The sequence below is a fragment of the Cupriavidus sp. 05L310 genome, assembly GCF_056398185.1.
Genome location: NZ_JBFTOX010000006.1, coordinates 137,360 through 160,913, shown reverse-complemented (window position 1 = coordinate 160,913; position 23,554 = coordinate 137,360). Strand labels below are relative to the sequence as shown.

At 65.9% G+C, this 23,554-nt stretch carries 23 protein-coding genes and 1 pseudogene; 9 read left to right on the top strand and 15 right to left on the bottom strand.

The features are described from left to right. Positions 1-237 precede the first annotated feature (237 nt). The 3 genes from AC1DS6_RS05905 to AC1DS6_RS05895 form a co-directional block, all read right to left on the bottom strand. Positions 238-582: a VOC family protein gene (locus AC1DS6_RS05905; protein WP_441625248.1), complete on the bottom strand. Its 345-nt coding sequence runs from the start codon at positions 580-582 to the stop codon at positions 238-240. A gap of 95 nt (positions 583-677) precedes the next feature. Beyond that, the gene (locus AC1DS6_RS05900) at positions 678-1,520 is read right to left on the bottom strand and encodes an AraC family transcriptional regulator (RefSeq protein WP_477102259.1); all 843 of its coding nucleotides are present in this window, start codon (positions 1,518-1,520) and stop codon (positions 678-680) included. A gap of 147 nt (positions 1,521-1,667) precedes the next feature. Continuing rightward, positions 1,668-2,570, bottom strand: coding sequence for a LysR family transcriptional regulator (locus AC1DS6_RS05895; RefSeq protein ID WP_441625244.1), 903 nt, complete (start codon positions 2,568-2,570; stop codon positions 1,668-1,670). Positions 2,571-2,745: 175 nt separating this feature from the next. Here AC1DS6_RS05895 and AC1DS6_RS05890 point away from each other — a divergent pair, with 175 nt between their 5' ends. From AC1DS6_RS05890 to AC1DS6_RS05875, 4 genes and pseudogenes are all read left to right on the top strand, one after another. Beyond that, positions 2,746-3,744, top strand: a complete 999-nt coding sequence (locus AC1DS6_RS05890; protein WP_441625242.1) for a hydroxyacid dehydrogenase — start codon at positions 2,746-2,748, stop codon at positions 3,742-3,744. Between the two features lie 42 nt (positions 3,745-3,786). Next, positions 3,787-4,503 carry an RraA family protein gene (locus AC1DS6_RS05885; RefSeq protein ID WP_477102258.1) on the top strand — a complete coding sequence of 239 codons (717 nt, stop codon included), beginning with the start codon at positions 3,787-3,789 and terminating at the stop codon, positions 4,501-4,503. A gap of 51 nt (positions 4,504-4,554) precedes the next feature. Further along, complete coding sequence (locus tag AC1DS6_RS05880; RefSeq protein WP_477102257.1) at positions 4,555-5,529, top strand: Bug family tripartite tricarboxylate transporter substrate binding protein; 975 nt, start codon at positions 4,555-4,557, stop codon at positions 5,527-5,529. 51 nt (positions 5,530-5,580) lie between these two features. Then, a pseudogene (locus AC1DS6_RS05875) lies at positions 5,581-6,697 on the top strand (NAD(P)/FAD-dependent oxidoreductase). Positions 6,698-6,759: 62 nt separating this feature from the next. Here the strand turns inward: AC1DS6_RS05875 and AC1DS6_RS05870 are convergent. The 8 genes from AC1DS6_RS05870 to AC1DS6_RS05835 form a co-directional block, all read right to left on the bottom strand. Further along, complete coding sequence (locus AC1DS6_RS05870; protein ID WP_441625234.1) at positions 6,760-7,788, bottom strand: LacI family DNA-binding transcriptional regulator; 1,029 nt, start codon at positions 7,786-7,788, stop codon at positions 6,760-6,762. 127 nt (positions 7,789-7,915) lie between these two features. Further along, on the bottom strand, positions 7,916-8,872 hold the full coding sequence (locus AC1DS6_RS05865; RefSeq protein WP_477102266.1) for a tripartite tricarboxylate transporter substrate binding protein: 957 nt from the start codon (positions 8,870-8,872) through the stop codon (positions 7,916-7,918). 125 nt (positions 8,873-8,997) lie between these two features. Next, positions 8,998-10,140: a porin gene (locus AC1DS6_RS05860; protein WP_441625232.1), complete on the bottom strand. Its 1,143-nt coding sequence runs from the start codon at positions 10,138-10,140 to the stop codon at positions 8,998-9,000. A 96-nt stretch (positions 10,141-10,236) separates the two neighbouring features. Continuing rightward, positions 10,237-10,575: a cupin domain-containing protein gene (locus AC1DS6_RS05855; RefSeq protein ID WP_441625230.1), complete on the bottom strand. Its 339-nt coding sequence runs from the start codon at positions 10,573-10,575 to the stop codon at positions 10,237-10,239. Then, positions 10,572-11,549, bottom strand: coding sequence for a quinone oxidoreductase family protein (locus tag AC1DS6_RS05850; protein ID WP_441625228.1), 978 nt, complete (start codon positions 11,547-11,549; stop codon positions 10,572-10,574). The genes AC1DS6_RS05855 and AC1DS6_RS05850 overlap by 4 nt, the downstream gene beginning before the upstream one ends. Positions 11,550-11,629: 80 nt before the next feature. After that, positions 11,630-12,514, bottom strand: a complete 885-nt coding sequence (locus tag AC1DS6_RS05845) for a beta-keto acid cleavage family enzyme (protein ID WP_441625226.1) — start codon at positions 12,512-12,514, stop codon at positions 11,630-11,632. 64 nt (positions 12,515-12,578) lie between these two features. Then, a complete protein-coding gene (locus tag AC1DS6_RS05840; RefSeq protein WP_441625224.1) occupies positions 12,579-13,346 on the bottom strand; it encodes an SDR family NAD(P)-dependent oxidoreductase in 768 nt (255 codons plus the stop codon). 24 nt (positions 13,347-13,370) lie between these two features. Continuing rightward, positions 13,371-14,300, bottom strand: coding sequence for a dioxygenase family protein (locus AC1DS6_RS05835; RefSeq protein WP_477102256.1), 930 nt, complete (start codon positions 14,298-14,300; stop codon positions 13,371-13,373). A 250-nt stretch (positions 14,301-14,550) separates the two neighbouring features. Here AC1DS6_RS05835 and AC1DS6_RS05830 point away from each other — a divergent pair, with 250 nt between their 5' ends. The 5 genes from AC1DS6_RS05830 (at position 14,551) to AC1DS6_RS05810 (ending at position 18,899) form a co-directional block, all read left to right on the top strand. Next, a complete protein-coding gene (locus tag AC1DS6_RS05830; protein ID WP_477102255.1) occupies positions 14,551-15,315 on the top strand; it encodes a YoaK family protein in 765 nt (254 codons plus the stop codon). A gap of 125 nt (positions 15,316-15,440) precedes the next feature. After that, a complete protein-coding gene (locus tag AC1DS6_RS05825) occupies positions 15,441-16,244 on the top strand; it encodes a MetQ/NlpA family ABC transporter substrate-binding protein (protein ID WP_441625218.1) in 804 nt (267 codons plus the stop codon). Between the two features lie 197 nt (positions 16,245-16,441). Then, positions 16,442-16,702, top strand: a complete 261-nt coding sequence (locus AC1DS6_RS05820) for a hypothetical protein (protein ID WP_276291170.1) — start codon at positions 16,442-16,444, stop codon at positions 16,700-16,702. 120 nt (positions 16,703-16,822) lie between these two features. Then, positions 16,823-18,217 carry a selenium-binding protein SBP56-related protein gene (locus AC1DS6_RS05815; protein ID WP_441625215.1) on the top strand — a complete coding sequence of 465 codons (1,395 nt, stop codon included), beginning with the start codon at positions 16,823-16,825 and terminating at the stop codon, positions 18,215-18,217. 10 nt (positions 18,218-18,227) lie between these two features. Then, entirely contained in the window at positions 18,228-18,899 is a 672-nt protein-coding gene (locus AC1DS6_RS05810; protein ID WP_477102254.1) for a hypothetical protein, read from the top strand. Between the two features lie 176 nt (positions 18,900-19,075). Here AC1DS6_RS05810 and AC1DS6_RS05805 read toward each other — a convergent pair whose 3' ends face one another. The 4 genes from AC1DS6_RS05805 to AC1DS6_RS05790 form a co-directional block, all read right to left on the bottom strand. Then, positions 19,076-20,599 (bottom strand): CoA-acylating methylmalonate-semialdehyde dehydrogenase, encoded by a 1,524-nt coding sequence (locus tag AC1DS6_RS05805; RefSeq protein ID WP_477102265.1) that lies wholly within the window; start codon positions 20,597-20,599, stop codon positions 19,076-19,078. A gap of 178 nt (positions 20,600-20,777) precedes the next feature. After that, the gene (locus AC1DS6_RS05800) at positions 20,778-22,346 is read right to left on the bottom strand and encodes a sodium:solute symporter family transporter (RefSeq protein ID WP_477102253.1); all 1,569 of its coding nucleotides are present in this window, start codon (positions 22,344-22,346) and stop codon (positions 20,778-20,780) included. Continuing rightward, the gene (locus AC1DS6_RS05795) at positions 22,343-22,660 is read right to left on the bottom strand and encodes a DUF485 domain-containing protein (RefSeq protein ID WP_441625209.1); all 318 of its coding nucleotides are present in this window, start codon (positions 22,658-22,660) and stop codon (positions 22,343-22,345) included. The genes AC1DS6_RS05800 and AC1DS6_RS05795 overlap by 4 nt, the downstream gene beginning before the upstream one ends. Before the next feature lie 55 nt (positions 22,661-22,715). Further along, positions 22,716-23,510 (bottom strand): crotonase/enoyl-CoA hydratase family protein, encoded by a 795-nt coding sequence (locus AC1DS6_RS05790; protein ID WP_441625207.1) that lies wholly within the window; start codon positions 23,508-23,510, stop codon positions 22,716-22,718. Between the last annotated feature and the right edge of the window lie 44 nt (positions 23,511-23,554).

The window sequence follows — 23,554 nt, the reverse complement described above, 5'->3', positions numbered from 1 at the left end:
GCGATTGCGCCAGGGGATTATAGGAGGTCGATGTATGCACGCCCCTCAGCCAAAAGAATGAACAACCCGGCAGCCGGGATATCGAACGCTGCCGCCATTTTTCCAGAACGAGGCGTCGGCCGGGGCCGTGGTTCAGCGCCGCGCAAGCGCGAGCGGGCGGCAAACGGCAGCCGGCACCTGACGTTCCGGTCCCGTAGCTGCGCCGCATGCAAATCCAGGTGCGCCAGCCGCGCGCTCCTACGCGGCCACGGACTGGTGCAAGCCGAATTTCACCCCTTGCGGATCGCGGCACATGCGGAACAGACCGAACCCGGGTTCACCGGGCCCGGCGTCATCGGCGTGACCGCCCAGGGCTTTCACCCTGGACACAGCGGCAAGCATGTCCGTCACCCGGAAAAAGACCAGCACCTGTGGCTCCGGATCATTGCCATGCAAGCCGACGCGGATCGACGGTGCCCGAAACCAGCCTTCACCGGCAAGCTCGGTGGGCTGGAAGGGCCAATCGAATAATTGGCGAAAAAAGTCCTGCGAGACGCGGGCATCCTGCCCGCCGATCTCAAGATAAGACACGCTGCCAGTCATATGGCACTCCTTGATCGCTGAAGTTGAATCCGGAGTATCTGGCCTGGCGGCGGATGCGGTCTTGAATAAAAATGACCTGCGTCCGCATGGACTATCTATGCATCCAGCAATGATGCGGGCTTCCCCGGCGCATCCGGGAACCCGGCCTGCGCATAAGCGGCTGGCGAGCATCCGGCAAACGCCTGGAATTCCCTGGTGAAATGACTCTGGTCGCTATAGCCGCATGCCGCGGCAACCTGGCTAAGCGCCATGCCCGGCGCCGAGGACATCAGGCCGTGGGCGCTGCCAAAACGAATGCACCGCGCCGCGGCCTTCGGACCCACGCCCAGGTGCCACTTGAAGCATGCCGCGAAGTGTCGTCCGCTCCATCCGATCCTGTCGCACAGTTGCCGGACCGGGACGCTCCCTTGCTCGCGCTCGAGTTCTTCCCATGCCCAGCGAAGCGCCGCGGGCACGGCCCTGCGGGGCGCCCCCAGGCGCCGCGCCAGGACCTGCTCGACGATCTCGAAACGCCGTTCCCATGCGGGCGCCCCATGCAGCGCCTCGGCCAGCAGGCCCGCCTCGCTGCCCCAGATGTCCGCGAGATCGACAACTCCGCCGGCAAGGACATCCGACGCGCCGTCAAACAGGCTGTAAGCCGCCCACGGCGGCAACTCGACTTCGACGCAGGACTGCGCGTCATCGTGCTCCACCGTGGTGGGCCCGGCTGGGTTGCCGACAACGAACGCCTGGTGGCGGCGCTGGTTCTTTCCCGCGCCAAGCAGGTAGCCGGCGCCAAAGCCGATCACCACTTTGATGCGCGGACTGACCACTTCCACGCGCCGCACGGTTCGTCCCAGGTCTTCGCTGAAACCGGACAGCGTGCAGCCCCAGGAGCACAAGCGCGCAAGGGGCGGGCCCGGCATGTACTGCCAGGACGACAAGGGCTGATCGCTCACAACCTCTCCCTCGGAATTCCAGCCGCGCATCGGACATCGCTCGCCGCGATGCGCGATGCGCGATGCGCGGGAAATAATGGTCCGGATAGCGCAGCCGGGCGAAAGCCGCAGTATGTTCCACTTTCCTCCCGCGCCCGCGCCGCCGTTCTAATCCACCTTGTTGAACAAGCTGCTCCCATGGTCATGCAGCAAGCCGATCAGGCGATCCGCCACCGGCGATAGCGGCACGTCCTTGCGATACGTCACACCAAAATTGCGCACCAGCGTGGCCGCCGCCAGGGGCACCTCTTGCAGTTGTCCGCCGCTTGCGCGCAAGGTGCGCCGCGAGACGAAGGTCAGCAATTCTGTGTCCGCCACCACGCGGGGAATCAGCGGGATCGAATTGGTCTCGATCTGCACCACGGGCCGGGGCAGGTCGCGCGACTCGAAGGCATGGTCCAGCCAGGTCCGGCTTGCCACCGCGCGGTTGGGCAGGGCCCATTGGCAAGCCGCGAGCGACTCCAGCGTGGCGCGCCGCGTCTTGAGGATCGGATGGCCCTTCGCTGCCGCGACGACCACGGTGTCCTTGAGCAGCGTCTCGCAGCGGAATTCCTCCTCCTCTTCCGGCACGAAGCCCAGCACAACGTCCAGACGCCCCTCGCGCAATTCGTCGCGTAGTTCGTAGTTGTTGCGGATCGTGAGCTGCAGCATCACGTCGGCGGCCTGCCGCAGCAGCATGCTGCAGATGCGGGGCAGCAGGTATTCCGCCCCAAGCGGGCCGCTGCCCAGCCGTACCGTGCCGGCTACCCCGCGCGCTATCGCGCTTACCTCGTCGCGCAACAGGTCGGCTTCCTGCAGCAGCAAGGTTGCGCGCGCCCGCAGCGCGATACCGGCCGCGCTGAGCTTCTGTCCCCTGCCATCGCGCTCGAACAACCCGGCGCCGAGCGACGCCTCCAGCCGGTCGATGGCCTTGGTGAGCGTCGGCTGGCTGCGGTGCACCAGTTCTGCCGCGCGCCGGAAGTTACCCGCGCTGGCCACGGCAAGGAAGTACTTGAGATCGCGGAGGTCCATGGAGTGCCTGGAGTCTGTGGGGTCTGTGGAGTGCGCTGCCGGGGGCAGCCTTGATTGATTACTAATATTTAACGAATTCCAAAAATTATAAGCTGGACGGAATCTGTCGTGAGGACAAGAATTCAGCACCGCATCGGCCGCACGCCGATTGTCCAATCGCCAGCTGACCATCTCCATGCCATATACCGTTTTCGTCACCGCTCCTCGCCTGGCCCCGGCCGGCGCCCGCCTGCTGCAAGCGGCCGGTTCGCGGATTCTCTATCTTGCCAATGCGGATGACGCTGGCGAGGTGGCGCGCATCCTCGCCACCGAACCGGTGGACGCCGTCATCTCCCGCACCGTCGCACTGAGCGGTGCGGCCATCGCGGCATGCCCCACGCTGAAGGTGATCTCCAAGCACGGCGTAGGCGTCAGCAACATCGATGTGGAAGCCGCAACCGCGCGCGGCATTCCCGTCTACGTCACGCCCGGTGCCAATGCCCCGTCGGTGGCCGAACTCACGCTCGGCCTGATGTTCGCGGCGGCGCGGCGCGTGGCGTGGATGGACCGGGAGATCCAGGCCGGCCGGTGGTCGCGCGCGCAGGACGGCATCGAGCTGCATGGCCGCACGCTGGGCCTGGTCGGCTTCGGGCAGGTCGCGCAACGGGTCGCCGGCGTATGCCTGGCGCTCGGCATGCCGGTGCTTGCCTTCGACCCGGCCCTGGCCGGGCACGCCAGCCCCGTGGAGGGCGTGGCCCTTGTCGGCACGCTCGATGCGCTCCTCGAAGCCAGCGACGTGCTGAGCCTGCACGTACCGCTGAACAGCCACACCCGCAACATGATCGGCGCGCCGCAGTTCGCGCGCATGCGGCACGGCGCCATCCTGCTCAATACGGCGCGCGGCGAAGTGGTCGACGAGCCGGCGCTGGTGCAGGCGCTGCAAAGCGGCCAGCTCTACGCAGCCGGACTGGACACCATGGCGGTCGAGCCCCTGCCCGCCGACAGCCCGTTGCGCGGCCTGGACAACATCGTCCTCACGCCCCATGTGGGCGGCTCCACGCCGGCCGCCCTGGCCGCGATGGCAAGCGGCGCCGCGCGCAATGTGCTCGGCTTCCTGCAGGGCACGCCGCCCGCGGCCACCGCCTGCGTCAATCCGCAGGTGCTGGACGGCGCCCCGGATGCCCTCAGCGCGTGACAGCGCGCCCCCAACCGACAGCAAGACACGAAGGAGACCTGGATGAGCAACGAAGCAAGCAGCACCGAAGCCGGCAACAAGGCATGGCCCGCGGGCTACCGCATCAACCCCTGCGCCGCCGGCCCCGCGCCGGATCTCGTCGCCGCCTTCCGCGAAATGCCGGTGGCGGCGATCGGCGATGCCATGAGCCGCAATATCGGCACCATCGGCCTGCGCCCCTATCACAGCCGGCCGGACACCGTCCTGTGCGGGCCGGCCGTCACCGTGCGCGTGCGCCCCGGCGACAACCTGATGATCCACAAGGCGCTGATGATGGTCCGCCCCGGCGATGTGCTGGTGATCGACGGCGGAGGCGACGTCACACAGGCGCTGGTCGGCGGCCTGATGCGCACCACTTGCCTGGCCAGACAGCTCGGCGGGCTGGTGATCGATGGCGCGGTGCGCGACGTACTCGAATGGGCGGAAGACGGCATGCCCATCTTCGCGCGCGGCAACACCCACCGCGGCCCGAGCAAGGACGGCCCCGGCGAGATCAACGTGCCGGTCTCGTGCGCGGGCATGGCCGTGCTGCCGGGCGACCTGATCGTGGGCGACGCGGACGGCGTGATCGCCGTGCCCGCCGCGGAGGCCGCCGAGATCCTGCAGCGCACCCGCGCCCACCTGCAGAAGGAAGCGCGGATTCGCGCCGACAACGCCGCCGGCACCTCGGACCCCGAACGGTTCGACGCGGCGCTGCGCGCCAAGGGACTGCCGGTCTGAATCCGGCGCGGCACCGCCCGCGCGGGTGCCAAGAAAAACAGGAGACAAAACATGCAACGACGCCATTTCCTCCAGGCCACCGCCGCCATGGCGCTGGCCACCGCCGGCATCGCCCGTGCGCAAGGCACGTGGCCACAGAAACCCATCCGGCTGGTGGTGCCGTTCCCGCCCGGCGGCGGCACCGACACCACCTCGCGGCTGGTCGCCGAGAAGCTGACCCTGACCGACCACTGGACGCTGGTGGTGGACAACAAACCCGGCGCGGGCGGCAATATCGGCCTGGACGCGGTGGCCAAGTCGGCGCCGGACGGCTACACCATTGGCATGGGCCAGGCCGCCAACCTGGCGATCAACCCCGCGCTGTACCCGAAGATGCCGTTCGATCCCCTGAAGGATTTCACGCCGGTCGCCGGCGTGGCGGAACAGCCCGTGGTGCTGGTGGTGCGCCAAGACTCGCCGCTGCGCACGCTGGCCGACTTCGTCAAGGCGGCCAGGGCGCGCAACGGCGATATGGGCATCGCCCAGGCCGGCAACGGCACCGTGGGCCACCTGGCCGGCGAGATGCTGGCGCGGCGCGCCGGCGTGCGTGTGCTGCAGGTGCCGTACAAGGGCGCCGGCCCGGCCATGACCGACCTGCTCGGCGGCCAGGTGGACACTTACTTTGGCAACACCGTTTCCGTGATGCCGCAGTTGTCGGCCGGCAAGATCCGCGCGCTGGCTGTGACCTCGGCGAAGCGCCTGCCTTCCCTGCCCGCAGTGCCGACGGTGGCCGAACAAGGATTCGCGGGCTTCGAGGCCACCACGTGGCTGGGCCTGGTCGGCCCCGCCGGCTTGCCCGCCAATGTCACCGAGCGGCTGGGCGCGGCGACCATCAGGGTGCTGGCGCGCCCGGACGTGCAACAGAAGCTGGCGCAGGAAGGCAGCGTGCCGACGCCGCAGACCGCGGCGCAGTTCGCCGCGCACATTCGTGCCGAGCACGCCAAATGGGGCGCGCTGATCCGCGAAGCGCAGATCAGGCTGACCTGAGACGCCAGACGGAAAGCAAGCCCAACCTTCTTCAACCGGAGTTTCTGCAAAATGGAAAGCGTTGACTGCGCCGTCATCGGCGCTGGCGTGGTGGGACTCGCCATCGCCCGCACCCTGTCCGCCGCCGGCCGCGAAGTGGTCATCCTGGAGGCGGAGAACGCCTTCGGCACCCACACCAGCGCGCGCAATTCGGAAGTCATTCATGCGGGCATCTCGTATGCGCCGGGCTCGCTCAAGGGCAGGCTTTGCGTGGCCGGCAAGGCGGCGCTGTACGACTACTGCGCCGAGCGCGGGATCGGTTACCAGCGCATTGGCAAGCTGATCGTCGCGGTACAGGAAGCCGACCTTCCCGAACTGCACAACTACGTGGAGCTAGGCGCGGCCCAGGGTGTCACCGACCTGCGCATCATCGGCGCCGCCGAGGCGCGCGCCCTGGAGCCGGAAGTGGCTTGCGCGGGGGCCTTGCTGTCACCGTCGACCGGCATCGTCGACAGCCACGGCCTGATGCTGGCCTACCTGGGCGACGCAGAACGCCATGGCGCTGCGCTGGCACTGAGTAGTCCGGTGCTGGCAGGACAGCCAACCCCGGATGGCATCGTTCTGAAGGTGGGCGGCGCCGAACCAACGGAATTGCTGTGCGGCACCGTCATCAACGCGGCTGGCCTTGGCGCGCAGCGAGTGGCAACGGCCATCGCGGGCATGCCGGCCGACAAGATCCCGCCGCTCTATCACGCCATCGGCCACTACTTCACGCTGGGCCGCCCATCGCCCTTCCAGCGCCTGGTCTATCCCACCGGCCGCGCTGCGCGCGCACGTAACGCTGGACCTGGGCGGGCAGTGCAAATTCGGCCCGGACCTGGACTGGCGCGACGGCGTGGACTACCGCTTCGACGCCTCGCGCGAAGCCGCGTTCTACCACGCCGTGCGCCGCTACTACCCCGGCCTGCGCGATGGCGACCTGCAACCCGGCTATACGGGCATCCGCCCCCGCCTGGCCGGCCCGGGGTCGTCAATGCACAACAGCGCCACCGACTTCATCGTGCAAGACGAGCGCGAGCATGGCATTCCGGGCCTGCTCAACCTGTTTGGCATCGAGTCGCCGGGGCTGAGCGCATCGCTGGCCATCGGTGGTTACGTCGGGCAACGGGTGGCCGCGCTGACGCCCTGATTGCCGGCCACGCTGGCAGGTTGCCATGGCGCCGCTGGGCGAGTAAACCTGACTGACTGCGGTCAGGCCGCCGGCGGCGCCGTCGAGCCGCGAACGATCAGCTCCGGGCACAGCACCACGCTGGCCGCCTCGGCGCCTGCGCCTTTGATGCGCGCCAGCAGCAAGGTGGCGGCCTTCGCCCCCATTTCGTGCACCGCGATGCGGATCGTGGTGAGCGGCGGCGTGAGTGCATCCACGAACGGCATATCGTTGTGGCCAACCACCGAGACTCGGCCAGGGCAGGCGATCCCCGCTTCGCGGAAATAGTCGTAGCATCCCAGCGCCACCAGGTCGTTGCCGGCGGCGATCGCAGTCAGGGCGGGAAACTGCGCGAGCAGCGCCTGGCATGCCTCGCGGCCCGCTTCGCGGCCGTAGTTCGCCGCTTCCACGATCATCCATTCGCTCTTGCGCAGCTTGTGCTTGCGCACCGCTTCGATAAAGCCCAGCTTGCGCTGGTGCCCGGTGGACAACGAGTCCGGACCGGCGATATGGCCGATACGGCGATGGCCCAGCGCAAGGAGGTGATCCACCGCCAGCCGCATCCCCACCATGTTGTCGCTGACCACGCAGGGCACCCTGCCGAGATCCTCCCCGCGATTGACCATGACTACGGGGATGTTCTGCTTGACGCAGTAATCCAGGACGGGATCCTCGCGCTCGGCGGTGGCGAGGATCAGGCCATCGACCTGGCGCCCGAGCATCTGGTCGATGACGAAGCGCTGCCGCGCCTTGTCGGCGCCGACATTGACCACGATGGGCACATAGCCTTGGGAGGCCAGCACGCCTTCGAGCCCGGCGAGGATGGGCGGAAATACCGGATTGGCAATATCCGGCAGCACCACGCCGATCAGTCCGGAGCGCTTGGTGCGCAAGCCGGCGGCGATGCGGTTCGGCCGGAAGCCAAGCTCATCCGCCATGCGCAGGATGCGCTCCGCCACCTCGTCCGCGACCAGGTGCCGGGTGGACGCATTCATCACCCGGGAGACAGTGGAGTAATGGACATCCGCCTTCGCCGCCAGGTCCTTGAGGGTAATGCGCTTACGCTGGTCCATGACGGCAGGCTGGGGGGTGCGGTGAATGAGAACATGCCATTTTATGCGAAGACGGCCGAACCGCCCTCCATCCCAGGCCGCCGTGGCCACGCGCGCTTGCGCGTGGCCACCTCAGCTTGCCGGCGCCCTACTGGCCAGCCTGCACGCCCGACTGCCTGACCACCGGCGCCAGCTTGGCGATCTCCGCCTTGATGTAGCGCTCGAACTCCTGCGGCGTGGACGTACGCGGCTCCGCCCCTTGCACCAGCAGGCGCTCGCGCACCGCCGGCGTGCCTAGCGCTTTCGCGATTTCGCCATTCAGCGCCGTGACGATTTCCTTCGGCGTACCGGCAGGCGCCAGCACGCCGAACCAGGACTCGAATGCATAGCCGGGCAGGCCCGACTCCGCCACGGTCGGGATGTCCGGCAGCGAGGTTGCCCGCCGGGGCGTGGTGACCGCCAGCGCCTTGAGCTTGCCCTGGCGCACGAACGGCATCGCCGAGACCGTGGGCGCGAACATCAGGTCGACGCGGCCCGCCATGACATCGGTCAGCGCCTCGCCCGTGCCCTTGTAAGGGATGTGCGCGATGTCCACACCAGCCTCCATCTTGAACAGCTCGCCGCTCAGGTGGGTCGAACTGCCGGAGCCGGCCGAGTCGAAGTTCATGGCGCCCGGCTTCGCCTTGGCGGCCGCCACCACGTCCTTGACCGAGCCCAGCTTGCTGGCGCCGTTGACCACCAGCACGTTGGGCACCGTCGCCACCAGCGTCACCGGGGCGAAGTCCTTGACGGTGTCGTAGGGCAGCCTGGGATACAGCGTGGCGTTGATGGCATGCCCGACCGACACCAGGATCAGGGTGTAGCCATCGGGCGCCGCCTTGGCGACCAGCGCGGCGCCAAGCGTGCCGCCGGCACCGGGCCGGTTCTCCACAATCATCTGGTAACCGCCGGATTCGCCCAGCCTGGTGCTGACGATGCGGGCGAGGATATCGGTGGCGCTGCCCGATGAGAATGGCACCACCAGCCGGATGGGTTTGGTGGGGTACCTGGCCGGCTGGGCATGTGCCTGCCCGGAAGCGCCCGGCAGGGCGAACGCACCCGCCACGCCGGCCGCGGCGGCGGCGGCGCGTATCAAGCTCTTTCGAATCACGTTTGTCTCCTCCACCGCCTCTTGGCCGGCCGGATCGCAATCCGGCCGCGGTTGGGCGGTGCGATGGTCAGGTTCGAGGGTTAGAAGTAATGGCGCATGCCAAGCGCGAAAGTTTGCGGATCGGCCCCCGCGGACACCCCTAGACCGTTGATGGCGAAATCGTAGATGGCGTTTTTCTTGTTATTGATGCGGCTGTAGTAGGTAAAGAGCGCGGTGCGTTTGGACAGCGGATAGTCGTAGCCGATCGTGATCTGTGTTGCGCCGGTATCCGCGCCGCTGCTGATGGACCCCACCGTCTCGGTGGCGTTGCCAGCACCGTTGCTTGCCAAGGTGAAGCCCAGTCTTATGCTGCCCGGCCCGAGCTTTTGCACCACCGAGGTGTAGTAGCCGTTGCGCGTCAGGTCGCCCGTGGCGGTGCGGTAGTGCAGCCGTTCGTAGACCGCCGCGATCCTGGTGGTCGGGAACTGGTACGACACCCCGACCTTGATGGCGTCGTCGTTGCGGCCGGCAGTCTGGTAATGCTGGTGCAGTTCGTAGGCCAGCGCCACATTGAGCGGCCCGCGGTCATAGGTCGCGGCGAACGAATACAGCGCCGGGTTACGCGGCGTCGTGAGCTTTTCCTCGGGCACGCCCCAGCCCACCCCTCCGCGCAAGCCGTTCCATTCGGCGCTGCGGTACTGCACGATGTTCTGCTGCCGGCGGTCGAAGGAGCTGGTGTTCTGGATGTTGTTCGTGGTCGATGCCGCGCCGTTGCTGATCAGGGCCATATACCCGGCCGTGGTCGGGTAATAGGGATCGTATTCCATGGTGGCTTCGGTGTACGGCGTGGTCCAGTGCCCCATGAAGAAGGTCCCGTAGCTGCCGGTCAGGCCAATGCGCGAGTTCCGTCCCGCAATCTGCCCGGTCCCGTTGTCAAGCGACAGGTTGCTTTCGATCTGCCAGATTGCCTTTAGTGTTCCGCCGAGTCCTTCCTCTCCCCGCAGGCCGAAGACCGACCGGTTATTGGTCAGCCGTCCCACGCCGCCCAGCGAAGTACCGTCCATAGCGGTGCTGGCACGCGAATACTCGATGCTGGTATTCAGACGCCCATAGATCGTCACCGAGGATTGCGCGTACACCGGAGCGCATGCCACCGCAACCAGCGCCAGCCACCGGTGCCCGGCAGCGCCTGTGCCACAACCCTTGCCTGCATCCTCCCACCCACGCCTCCAGGCTTCTTCCATGTTCCCTCCCCTTGGTACGGGATCGCAACGCTCGATTCACCACGTCAATTTGAAGCATGTGCAAACGTTTGCATTCAAACTAAAAAATCTGCGGGATCATGGCGGACAGGGCATGGCCAGCAGCAGCATGGCAGGACGGTTGCCCGGATTCTCCACCTTGCGGGCTTCGCCCGGCGCAAGCCGCACCGAGTCGTATTGCGCCAGTCGCACAACCTCCGTCCCGCTGCTGATGGTCACCTCTCCCTCCAGCACCACGTAGTGTTTTTCCAGGGGCGAAGCATCCAGCCCGGTATGGCCGCCCGGCAGGATGACCGAGACGCCTAACCAGAGCGACTCGGACGGCCCTGCCTCGTGGCCCTGCAGGCGCAGGCAGCGCATGCCCTCATGCCGGGGCGGAAAATACGCCGGCGCCGTGGCGAAACGCGTCGTGTTCACGGCGTCAGCACCACGCGTTCCCGGGCGCCCTGCAACACGGCGCGATACGCGTCGGCAGCACTGGCCAGCGGAAAGGTGTAGTCGGCGCGCACCGGGAAGGGCTTGAGCTGCTCTTCCGCGAACATCGGGGCGAGCTGATCGAAGACCGCCGCGCATGCGATGCTGTCCATCGCCAGCGTATCGATGCCCACATAGGTATGCTGGCCGCGGTAGAAGGCAAAGATGTCGAACGGCACGGCGCGGTCGATGGTCGAGATGAAGATCTGCGCGGCGCCGGTCGCCATGGCCTTGTTGGCCTGCTCGAAGTATGGGCTGCCGACCGTGTTGTAGACGATATCGGCCCCGTGGCCGTCGGTTTCTTCCCGCACCAGCTCGGCGATGTTGTCGCGGCTGGCATCCATTATGCGCACCGTGCTGCTTGCGTGGCCACGATACGGGCCGGCCTCTCGCTCCACGGCGAATACATGAGCGCCCAGCGCGGTGGCAATCTGGATGGTGGCCTGGCCAACCTTGCCGTTGCCGCCGCAGACCAGCACCACGCTGCCCGCCTTCGGCAAGCCGGCGCGCCGCAGGCCTTCGTAGGCGGTCACGAACGGGACGCCGACCGCGCCGGCTTCCCGCAGCGTGACGTTGGCAGGCTTCTCGCGCACCGCGGCGGCGTCCAGCGTCAGGTAACGGCTATGCGTGCCGTCGCGGCGAATGCCAAGCTCGCCGCCGCTGCCCCAGACTTCCTTGCCCAGCAGGTGCGCGGGACCGTCCACCACCACGCCGGCGTAGTCGCGGCCAGGCACGCGCGGCCACACGGCGTGCGGCATCAGTCCCAGCGTGGCCTTGACGTCGCTCGGGTTGACGCCGGCACTGGCCACCTCGATGACGCACTGGCCGGCAGCGGCGGCTGGCTTGGGAATGCCGACGAATTCGAGCCGCAGCTCGTCGATGTTCGCGGCCTTGCGGGAAACGCGGATAGTGTTCATCTTGTCGTGCACCTGGTTACGTTTGTAGGTAGTTGTGTTGTCAATATGAAGGAGCGCCGCTGGCAGGATTGCCTTCGCGCTCATGCCGCCCGCAGGCCGAGCGTGGCCCGGGCCTCGCGCGGCGACGCGATTGCGCCGCCCAGCGACGCGATGATGTCCCGCGCCTTGGCGACCAGCGCGGCGTTGTCCGGCGCGAGCACGCCCTTCTCCAGGTAGATGTTGTCTTCCAGGCCGACCCGGACATGCCCTCCCGCCAGCCACGACTGCGCCACGATCGGAAACTCCGCGCGCCCGATGCCGAAGGCCGACCAGTGCGCGCCCGGCGGCAGCATGTTGCGGGCATAGAACAGGGTTTCCGGCGTGGCCGCGAAACCGTATTTCACGCCGAGCACGAAGGTCCAGAGGCCGGGACCGTCCAGCACGCCGTCCTTGATGAAGTCGCGCGCCATGTGGAGGTCGCCGGAGTCGAAGATCTCAAGCTCAGGCATGACCCCCGCGCTGCGGATGACGGCCGCCATCTTGCGTACGTTCTTCGGCGTGTTGATGACCACGTCGGGGCCGGAGTTCATGGTGTTGAGGTCCAGCGAACACACGTCGGGGCGCAACGCGGCAATATGCGCCACGCGCACCTCCGGACGAACCAGCGTGGTGCCGGCGGCGGCCCGGCGAGGCTCGTCGTCGTCCGGTACGAAGCGTCCGCCAGGGCCGGTGGTGAGGTTGATGATCAGCGCCTTGTTGCGCTTGCGGATCTCTTCGATGACCTCGGCGTAGTACTCGAGCGCCATCGATGGCCGGCCGGTCGCGGGATCGCGTACATGGATATGGGCGACGGCGGCGCCGGCCTCGGCTGCTTCCAGTGCCGCGGTGGCGATCTGCGCGGGCGTCACGGGTAAGCCGGGATGTTGCTCGGGGGTGACGATGTTGCCGGTGACGGCGCAGGTGATGATGGTATTTCTGCTGTGCATGGCGGACGGGTTGATGTCTCGAAAACGGGTTCTTTGCGCTTCGGTGCGGGCCAGCGCAGCCGAATCACCCAAGCTGGCGCCCGCCGTCGACCACGATGGTGGTGCCGGTGGCAAATCGCAGCGAAGTCGCGCAGGCAACAATGGCATCGGCCACATCGTCCGGCCTGCCGATGCGCTTGAGCGGCGTGGTCTTCGCCGCCCGCTCGTTGAAGGCGCTGTCGCGCCCCGGCACGAAATCCGTATCCACCACGCCGGGCGATACGTTGAGCACGCGGATCTCCGGCGCCAGCGCGCGGCCCAGCGAGACGGCCATCATGTCGAGCCCCGCCTTCACGGCGCAGTACGCGACATTGCTGCCCATGCCGGTGCGCCCGGCGATCGATCCCACGTTGACCACCAGCCCTTCCCCGGTGGCCTTCAGGTGCGGGGCCATCGCGCGGATCGCGGCGAACTGCCCGCGCCAGTTGACGGCGAACATCTGGTCGATGAGCGCGTCGTCCAGCATGTCCAGGTCACCGTGCGGGATCGCCCTGGTGAAGCCGGCGCTGTTGACCAGCATGTCGATGCGGCCGTACTTGCGCTGGACTTCATCGGCAAGGCGCGTGAGCGAGGCCGTGTCGCTGACCTCCGCCACGCCAGCATGGTGATTGCCCGCCGGCAGTCCGGCCACGGCGTGCGCGGCGGTCTCCGGCTTGCGGCTGACCAGCACGACACTGGCACCGAGGCTTGCCAGCTTGTGCGCCGTGGCCATGCCGATGCCGCCCGTACCGCCAAGGATGACGGCGACCTTGCCGGCAAGCTGCGGCATCACCGCTTGATCTGAAATTGCCATATTGAGTTCTTCTGTCGTAGGTAATCAGTCGATGGGAGGCGTCGGGAAGGTCTGCTCGCCGGGCTCCAGCACGAAGTTGAAGTCGAGCGTGTAGAACGGCGCGGAGAATCCGCCCCACGGGCTGGCGCCGTCGTCCACGCGGCGGAAGTGCCCGACCAGTTCGCGGTGCACGCCGAAGGTCACGTCCGATTCCAGGTGTTCGGAGTCATCCGCGAACACCTGCGTCACCAGCGTGCGATAGCCTGGCGCGGCCGCGATGAAATGAATATGCGCGGGGCGGTACGGATGGCGGTTCTGTTCGGCCAGCAGCTTGCCGACGGGACCATCGGTGGGCACGGGATAGCCTGCCGGGCGCACGGAACGGAAATGGAAACGGCCGTTCGCATCGGTGCGAAAGGCACCGCGCAGGTTCTTGTCGGGCTGCGACGGATCCTGGTTGTCGTAGAGACCGACCGGCGATGCCTGCCAGGCCTCCACCAGCGCGCCAGCCAGCGGCTCGCCCGCGGTGTTGCGCACCTGCCCCGTCACGAACAGCGGCAGGCCCGGCGTCTCGCCTTGCACCACGCAATCCCCGCAGTCGTAGGACGGCGCGCCGCCGCGATAGAACGGCCCGAGCAGCGCGCCCGGCGTGCGGCCGCCGGTGGTGCCGTTGTTCATCAGCGTGACCAGCGTCGACAACCCCAGCACATCCGCCGCCAGCACTACCTCATTGTTGGTGGCGTTGGTGGCGTGGCCAAGCGCTGCGAGGTAGCGCAGCCCGGACTCGAACTCCTCGTCACTCGGGCGTACCTCCCTCAGGAAGGCATGCAAATGATCGACCAGCGCGTCGACGACCTGGCGCAGGCGCGGGTCGGCGGTATCGTGCATGGCCCGCTTCACCAGCTGGCTGAGCGTGTGTTCATCGTCCACCACGGCAAGGCCCTGGCCATGCCTCGGGGCAAGTATCGTCTCCATATGCCTCTCTCTCGCTACTTTTGTTTTGCAAACGTTTGCATGACATCCGGATTATGGGCCAGCTTTTGAAAAAATCAAGGGAATTTGCAATGCGATCTGGCAGGCGGATCAAGGCACCACGCTGCCCTGAGCGGCGGGTGCGGCTCCTGTCCGGAGGGAGCGATGCAGACGTTGAGACTCTCGCACCCATGGTTCCGTTCTATGCTGTAGTACAGGCAAGCGCCCGCCAATTCACAAACATGATCCCGCCATGCAAACCACGCCGCAATCGCCGTCGCAACCCCAGGCAACCGCCGGCAACGTGCTCAAGGCCGCCTGGCTTAGCCTGGTGGCGGGCTATGTCGACGTGGTCGGCTTTATCGCGCTGTTCGGGCTGTTCACCGCGCACGTGACCGGCAACTTTGTCATGGTCGGCGTGGAGCTGGCGCACTCGACCACCGGCGTGGCGGCCAAGATGCTGGCGTTGCCCGTGTTCGCCCTGTCGGTGGCGGCTACCAAGATCGCGATCGATGCCATGCAGGCGCGCGGCAAGCCGCCGCTTCCGCCGCTGCTGGTCGCGCAAGGGGTGCTGCTGGCCTGTTTCATGCTGGCCGGCTGCCTGGCTTCGCCCGTCACCTCACCCGACATGCCATCCGCCATCGCGACCGGCATGCTGGGCGTGGCCGCGATGGCGGTCCAGAACGCGCAGTCGCGCATCGTGCTGACCGACCATGTGCCGACCACCATCATGACGGGCAACAGCACGCAGGTCATCATCGACCTGGTAGAACTGGCCCGCGGTCCGGCCGACAAGATCGCGCCCGCGAAGAACCGGCTGCGCAAGATGGTCCCCGCCATCGGCGCGTTCGCCGCCGGGGCCGTGTCCGGGGCCTATGCCTACGTGTTTGCATCCTTCTGGTGCCTGGCGGTACCCATCGTCATCCTGCTGGCGCTCGCGTACAGCTACCGGTCCACGCAGACGGCGCCGGCCGCCGGCACTGGGCCGAACCCGGCCACGGCCGAGAGGCAGTCCTAGCGTCCCTGCCTTGCGCACCCGCCTTCTAAGCTAAGACGAAACCATCAGTTCGCGGCGCAGCGCGCGCTTTCTATACTCGGCGGTCGGCCGCCATGCGGCCTCCCAACCTAGCGAGGAAGCAGAGAATGAAGCGATGGCAAGCCGCCGCGATGGCGGCGCTACTGATGGTAACGGGCGCCGGCGTTGGCCACGCGCAGGAAAAAAGCAGGATCAAGGTCGGCGTGTCGGTGGGCAATGCCGAGCAGACCTTCGAAGTGGTGCGGAAAGTGGCGGCGCGCGACGGGCTGGAAATCCAGTTGATCACCTTCAGCGACTACCTGCAGCCCAATGAGGCGCTGGCCGCGGGCGACCTGGATGCCAACGCCTTCCAGCACAAGCCTTTCCTGGACAGCCAGATCAAGGCGCGCGGCTACAAGATCGTGCCGGTGGGCCTGACCCTGACCGCCCCGCTCGGCATCTACTCCAGGAAGTTCGGGTCGCCCGACCAGTTGCCGCAAGGCGCCCGCATTGGCATCCAGAACGATCCCTCCAACGGCAACCGCGCGCTGCTGCTGTTGCAAAAGGCCGGGCTGATCAAGCTCAAGCCCGGCGTGGGCGAGAACGGCGTCAACGCCACCCCGCTGGACGTGGTGGAGAACCCGAAGAAGCTCAGGCTCATCGAGCTCGACGCGGCCCAGTTGCCGCGCGCCCTGGACGACCTCGCCGCCGCGTCGATCAACAACGACTACGCCTACCGTGCCGGCCTTTCGCTGCAGCGCGACACCATCGCCGTGGAAGACGCGCGCGGGCCTTACGCCAACCTGATCGCTACCCGCGTGGAGGACAAGGACAAACCGTGGGTGAAGAAACTGGTGAAGGCCTACCAGTCCGATGAAGTACGCAGGTTTATCGAGACCGAGTTCAAGGGATCGCTGATTCCGGCCTTCTGACCTGGCACGGCAATCGCTTCCATGCCCATCCGTTCCGGCATTGGCCGTCATATGTGCGCCAGATAACATGAGGAGCTTGCTCCTCCTGCGGCCATGGCACATGCTGGGTTCAATAAGACGGCTGCGTCGGACAGCCGCCCGACTCCCCTCTCCCGCCCAGCAATTTGAACGCCATCGGGCGTTCTCCCGGAGGTGCCATGGCCATTTCCAAGGGCTTTACCGTCATTATCGGGATGATGGAGATCCGCGCGATGCAGCGGACCGACGAGGGAGAGGTACCGGCGCAAAAGTCTTCCGCCGATTCGTACCACGTCTACCATCGAGGCTCGGGGCGCTTGCGGAGCAAGGATCGGGAATTCGATACCGCCTTCGAGCGCTGCATCGCGAGAGCGCTAAGGCGCTGCGCATGGATACCGTTGGACTCCGAGCCAGGCCCGTCGCCTGGCTTTTTTTATTGACGCTGCACCGGCGGCGTCCATCCCCCGTGCCTGGCGTGGCTCAGCCTGCCGCGATGTGTCCTATAGTTCTAAGCCAGTGTTATCCAGCAAGGTTCACGGCTAGGTACGAGGAGGCGCATCATGGCAACCTGGAAGCCCGACCCCAGCTTTTACCCATCGCCCCGCCTGGCAGCAAAGGCGCCGCCCGAGGCACTCGCCTATGTGGCGATGTTCGATCCCACGCGTACCCAGCCCGACGGCATTGCCGTGGTCGACGTCGATCCCGCATCCGGGACCTATGCCACCATCGTCGGGCAGTTGCCCATGCCGTATGCGGGCGACGAATTGCATCACTTCGGCTGGAACGCCTGCTCTTCCTGCCTCTGCCCGAATGCCCCGCACCCGCATATGGAACGGCGCTACCTCGTGGTGCCGGGCCTGCGTTCGTCGCGCATTTACATCATCGACACCCAGCCCGACCCGCGGCGGCCGGCCATCGCCAAGATCATCGAGCCCGCCGATCTGGCCGAACGCACCGGCTATACGCGCCCGCACACCGTGCACTGCGGCCCCGCCGGTATCTACGTGACGGCGCTGGGCAATGCCGAGGGCAAGGGGCCGGGCGGCATCCTGCTGCTGGACCAGCAGGGCTTCGAGCCGCTCGGGCGGTGGGAGGTGGAACGCGGCCCGCAGTATTTTGCCTATGACGGCTGGTGGCACCTCGGCTACGACACGCTGGTCACCAGCGAATGGGGCACGCCCGACATGATCGAGGACGGCCTGGTGCCCGAGATCCTGCTTGGCTCGCGCTACGGCCGCCGCCTGCATTTCTGGGATCTCACCAGACGCAAGCACTTGCAGGAGATCGACTTCGGCGAGGAGTACCAGCTCGTGTTCGAGCTGCGCCCCGCGCACGACCCCACCAAGGCGTACGGCTTCGTCAATTGCGTGATCAGCCTGAAGGACCTGTCTTCATCGATCTGGGTCTGGTACCGGGACAGCGGCAAGTGGGCAGTGCGCAAGGTGATCGATATTCCCGCCGAGCCGGCGGACCCGGATCTGCTGCCGCCCATCCTCAAGGGCTTCAAGGCGGTGCCGCCGCTGGTCAGCGACATCGACCTGTCGATGGACGACCGCTTCCTCTATGTCGCGTGCTGGGGCACCGGCGACCTGCTGCAGTACGACGTCTCCGACCCGTTCGCACCGAAGCAGAGGGGGCGTGTGCGCATTGGCGGTATCGTCTCGCGCGCCACGCATCCCGGCGCCGGCGGCGCCGCGCTCAACGGCGGCCCGCAGATGGTGGAAGTCAGCCGCGACGGGCGCCGCGTCTACTTCACCAACTCGCTCTACGGCGCGGTCGATCCGCAGTTCTACCCGGAGGGGATCGACGGCTGGATGGTCAAGCTGGACGCCGCGCCCGAAGGCGGCATCGCGTTCGACCCGCGCTTCTTCCTGCGCTGGCCGGCGGGCCATCGTCCGCACCAGGTCAGGCTGCAAGGCGGCGACTGCTCGTCGGATTCGTACTGCTACCCATAGCGGCCCCGCCATGCCCGCCACCTCGGGCGTGCCGCTGGGCACGCACTTCGCCACGCTGTGGCCACTCTGGTGGCCCTGGCTGGCCATCGCCGCGCTGGGTCTGTTCCACGGCATCAATCCCGCGATGGGCTGGCTGTTCGCGGTAGCGCTCGGGCTGCATCGCGGACGGCGCAAGGTAGTGCTGCTGGCACTGCTGCCGATCGCGCTTGGCCATGCGCTGGCGGTAGCCCTGGTACTGGCCGCCACGCTCACGCTCGGCAGCCTGCTCGATCCCCAATGGCTGGCGCGCGCCGGTGGCGCGGTGCTGATCGCCTGGGCCGGCTGGCACGCCCTGCGCGGCCACCGCCAGCATCCGCGCGTGGGCATGCAGGCCGGCATGGCCGGGCTGGCGCTGTGGTCATTCCTGATGGCCGGCACGCATGGCGCAGGCTTGATGCTGGTGCCGGCGCTGCTGCCGCTGTGCAGCGCCGTGGCCGGCGGGCCGGCCGCCAGTGGCCCGCTGATGCCGGCGCTGCTGGCGCTGGGATTGCATACGCTGACCATGCTCCTCGCTATCGGCACCGTAGCGTTGCTGGTCTACGACCGCGTCGGCATAGCCTTCCTGCGCACGGGATGGATCAACCTCGACCGCGTATGGACGCTGGCGCTGACGGGCTGCGGCGCAGTGCTGCTGTTGGGGTAGGCAGGCAGCCGGAGCAAAGAAGAGCGATGGCGCCAGATCACGACTCGATGCAGCCGTGTGGCGCGCCCCCAAGGACGGGCCACACCCCGGCGCGATGCGAAGCGAGCCGTCAAGGTGTACCAGGCCGCATGGGGCGCCTCGTCGGCGGGCAAAAAGAGCGGAAAAGAGGGTTCAACCTACTTGGATGTCGGCATGACAAACTCTGCGCCTTTGCTAATACTTTCGGGCCAGCGTTGCATGATGGACTTCTGCTTGGTGTAGAAACGAACCCCTTCCTCGCCGTAGGCGTGCATATCGCCAAACAGGCTCTTCTTCCACCCACCGAACCCGTGCCAGGCCATCGGCACTGGAATAGGCACGTTGATGCCCACCATCCCGACTTGAATGCGCCGAGAAAATTCGCGGGCCACATTGCCATCACGGGTAAAGCACGCAACGCCGTTGCCAAACTCATGGTCGTTGATGAGTTGCACTGCAGCAGCAAGATCGGTCACGCGAACGCACGACAACACCGGACCGAAGATCTCTTCCCGGTAGATGCTCATTTCGGGCGTGACATGATCGAAGAGGGTTCCTCCAAGCCAGAACCCCCCATCGCAGCCCATGCCGGCGGTCGAGTATTTGAACGTCCGGCCATCGGCCAGCAACTGCGCTCCCTCCTTGACTCCTTGCTCAATGTAGCCAGTGATGCGCGCATGCGCCGCGGGGGTCACGATGGGCCCCATTTCAGCTTCCAGGTTGGTACCGTCGAGCACCTTCAGTGCTTTGGTGCGCTCCACCAGCTTCGGCATGATCTTGTCAGCCACATCCCCCACGAGTACCGCCACCGAAATCGCCATGCAACGCTCGCCGGCTGAACCATAGCCCGCTCCGATCAGGGCATCCACCGCCTGATCGACATCGGCATCGGGCATCACCACCATATGGTTCTTGGCCCCGCCGAGCGCCTGTACCCGCTTGCCGTGGCGTGCGCCAGTCTCGTAGATGTAATTCGCGATCGGCGTAGAGCCGACGAAAGACACCGCCTTCACATCCGGGTGCACCAGTAGCGCATCCACGACCTCCTTGTCCCCCTGCACCACATTGAACACGCCGTCAGGCAGGCCGGCCTGCTTCAACAAATCTGCGATAAACAGACTCGGGCTGGGGTCGATGGGGCTGGGCTTGAGCACGAAGCAGTTGCCCGCCGCGATGGCTACTGGGAACATCCACATTGGCACCATGACCGGAAAGTTGAATGGCGTAACCCCGGCGACGACACCCAACGGTTGTCGAAACGTCCAGTTGTCCATGCCGGTGCTGACCTGATCGGTGAAATCTCCCTTGAGAAGCTGGGGGATGCCGCACGAGAACTCGACAATGTCGATACCACGCGCCACTTCACCCTGGGCATCGGTGAAGACCTTTCCATGCTCGGCCGTGATGAGTGCAGCAAGTGCATCTTTGTTTCGGCCCAGCAGTTCCAGAAACTTGAACAGCACCCGGGTGCGCCGAATTGGCGGGGTATCTGCCCAAGATGGAAATGCCATCCGGGCGGAAGCAACTGCAGCCTCCAAATCCTGCTGATTGCCAAGGCGCACGTGACGACTGACAGCGCCGGTCGCGGGATTGTAGATGGGTTGAGTCCGGGTGCCACCACCCGCAGTGAGCGCGCCTCCGATGTAATGGGTGATTTCGCTGTTGTTTCTGGTCTCTGTCATGATGAAGTTCTCGCTGGAGAAAGAATAAATCCACGAATTGGGCAGGCCCTGCGCCTTGGCGCGTCCACACAAGGGAACAGGCGCGATCTCGGGCATCATGGTCGGCGCCTGACCCGTGGGCAGGAAGGAGGCACATCCTGGTGTGCCTCAGCAAGGTGGGCAGTCGCCGATGCCGGGTTTAGTGGGACACTGCCGAAATCCCCACCGCCGTCTCGGCGCGCACCTCTTGCGCCGGGAATCCTGCTCGGTCAAGTGAGGCCCGCCTGGTGCGATCCGTCAGGGACACGACAACGATCATCAGGAAAGCCAGCGGCATCGAGAACAGCGTGGGATAGTCATATGGGAAAAGCGGCGTGGCGAACCCGAAGATGCGCACCCACACCGCCGGCGACAGCACAACCAGGGTCAAGGCCACGCCCAGGCCAACGATGCCTCCGGCCAGCGCCCCCCGGGTGGTCAGGCCGCGCCAGTACATCGACATGAGCAATACGGGGAAGTTGGCGGATGCTGCGATACTGAAGGCCAAGGCCACCAGGAATGCAACGTTCTGATCGCGAAAGAGCAGGCCCAGGACGATGGCGACGACGCCGATGCCTATCGACGCCATACGGTTCACCCGCATCGCCTCGGATGGTGAAACATCATCGCAGCGCAGCACTTTGGCGTACAGGTCGTGTGCTATGGCGGACGCTCCCGCCAGCGTCAGGCCACTGACCACGGCGAGAATGGTGGCGAACGACACGGCGGCGAGCAGTCCGAACAGAAGATTGCCTCCTAGCGCCGTGGCCAGGTGCATGATCGGCATGTTTGAGCCGCCCAGCACCGGGCCACCGACCTTGCCATCGATATAGAACGACGGATAGTTCGGCAGGATCGCCATGGCGCTCAGGCCGAGGAAACAGATGATGACAAAGAACACCCCCATCAATCCCGTGGCCACGAATACCGACTTGCGGGCGGCACGCGCGTCCGGCACAGTGAAGAAGCGCATCATGATGTGGGGCAGCCCGGCGATCCCGAAGACCAGGGAGAGCGCCAGCGACAGGCCGGAGACCGGATTGCCCATCAGCTTCCAGGGACCCTTTATCGCCTCGCCGGCCTGGTGGTTATTCGCCGCAGTTGCGACAAGCGCGGAGAAGTCGAAGTCGAAGTAGTTCAGCGCCAGCGCCGTCAGGAGGACGCCGTTGCCGAGCATCAGGATGGCCTTGATGATCTGCACCCAGGTCGTGGCAACCATGCCCCCGACGACGACATAGACCATCATCAGGATGCCAACGCTGATAACGGCATAGGTGTAGTCGATTCCGAACAGCAACTGCACTAGTTGACCCGCGCCGACCATTTGGACAATGAGATAGAACAGCACCACGGTCAACGAACTGATGGCACTGAAGATCCGCGTGCTGCGTTCGTCGAGACGGAAGGAAACGATGTCGCTCAAGGTGTAGCGGCCCAGGTTTCTCAGGCGCTCGGCGACCAGGAACATGATGATGGGCCAGCCCATGAATGCGCACACCGCATAGATCAGCGAGTCGAACCCGTTGGAAAAGGCCAGGCTGGATATCCCCAGCAGCGTTGCGGCAGACATGTAGTCGCCCACAATGGCCAGCCCATTCTGCGTCCCGGTGATACCGCCACCGGCGGTGTAGAAGTCCGAAGTCGATCGTGTCTTGTGCGACGCCCAGTACGTTATGCCGAGCGTGACGGCGACGAAGCCGCCGAAAATCAGGATGGCTTCCGTGTTCATGTGCGCACCATTGAGATCAGGCGTTCGCACATCTTGTCGAACTGGGTGTTGGCGATATGGATGTAGGCTCCCGTCAGGAGCCACGACAACAGGATCAGACCGGTTGCGCACAGCAGACCGCTGGTCAACGTGCCCTTGCTGCTCAAAGGAACCGCCAAGAGTGCTGGCGCAAGCACGGCAGTCAGTATGAACCCCATGCAGAGCACAAGGCACACACCGGCGAACCAGAAGGCCACGCGCCGGCGCAGCGTCTTCAGCCGCTCATAGTCGGGGTGGCCGGGAAGTCGCCGGCAGATCTCTTCATTCGATAGCATTGTTTGTCTCCGTCCTTGTCGTCTTTTTTTTCCTGCATCCACACGCTGACGCCGATCAGCCATTCGGCCGAACCTTGTAGGCCTTCTTGTCCACGAACTCGCCCAGCCGCTCTTGCACGTCTCGCCCGGTTTGCACGACAGCGGCCATCAGCCCTTCGGCGAACAGCCCTTCGGTCGATGCCATGTCGGCGATACGGTTGATGGAACTGACGATCGCGTAGTTCGACAGCACCGCGTTGCTTGCGATCCTCCGCGCCAGCTCCAGGCCCAGGTCGTACGCCGATTTGGGGTTGGCCTCGGTATTGCAGACGTAGTGGGCCAGGCCCAGGCGCTCGCCTTCTTCTGCATCCAGCACACGCCCGGTCAGCATCATTTCCACCATCCGGGTGGCCGAGATGATCTTGGCGGTGCGTACCGTCGCCCCTCCGCCGGTGAAAATGCCGCGCGTCCCCTCTGGCAATGCAAAGAAGGTGCTCTTGTCGGCAACACGCACGTGCGCGGCGCTTGCCAGTTCCAGACCGCCGCCCACCACGGCCCCCTGCAAGCAAGCGATGACAGGGACGCCACCGTGCTGGATCTTGTCGAAAGCCCGATGCCATCCCTGGCACACGCGCATGAAGTCAACCGGGCTGCGCTCCTTATCGTGGTGTTCCTTGAGATCCAGACCGGCACAGAAATGATCTCCCTGCGCCGTCATGAGAATGGCGCGGATGTGGCTGGGGATGCTGGAGAAATAGGCGTCGATCTCGGCGATTGCGCGCTCGTCCAGTGCATTGCGCTTGCGCGCCTTGTTGAGCGTGATGATGCCGATGTTGCCCTGCTCGGACGTCAGCAAGAAGGGTTCAGTCATGGAACGACTCCTTTGGAATGGATGAAGGGGGAGGAGCACGACCG